2 protein-coding genes are annotated in these 402 nt (G+C 33.3%); both read right to left on the bottom strand.

Features of this window, described 5'->3' with window-relative positions; translation table 11 throughout:
* The coding region (locus QQZ17_RS21170; RefSeq protein WP_284554169.1) for a hypothetical protein at positions 1–117 on the bottom strand (117 nt) is incomplete at its 3' end.
* A 13-nt stretch (positions 118–130) separates the two neighbouring features.
* Positions 131–402: D-ribose pyranase (rbsD, locus tag QQZ17_RS21165; protein ID WP_284554168.1), on the bottom strand; the 272-nt coding region annotated here is incomplete at its 5' end.

Here is a 402-nt window from a genome sequence, read left to right as displayed (position 1 = left end):
ATTTTCCCCCATCAATGCCATAACTCGACCAGAATAAACTGATAAACAGGCATTACTTAAAGCCTTCACGCCAGGGAAAGATTTATCAATGCCAGAAATTTTAAGTAAGGTTTCCATAATTTCACCTAAATCAAAATGGCACACCAGAATATAAAATTATATTGGCATAAGGAGAACACTCACCACTTCGAACAATCGCTTTGCTTTGGTGTGTATATTTTTTAAAAGTTTCATGTGATACAAACTCTATCTGAACCTTATTACCTTGATTAGTCTCAATTTGACTAAGTTTAGATAAAAGTGCGGTAAAAATTTCAGGATTTTTTTCTTTAATTTCTTCAGCAATCACTACTCGCTCGACATACATCTCAGTGATCACAGTATCTAAAGTTTGTAAAAAAC

The sequence above is a fragment of the Citrobacter sp. T1.2D-1 genome (assembly GCF_950098555.1).
GTDB lineage: Bacteria > Pseudomonadota > Gammaproteobacteria > Enterobacterales > Enterobacteriaceae > Citrobacter_A > Citrobacter_A telavivensis.
The sequence above is the reverse complement of the archived record's forward strand: the minus strand, read 5'-3'. Positions and strand labels throughout refer to the sequence as shown.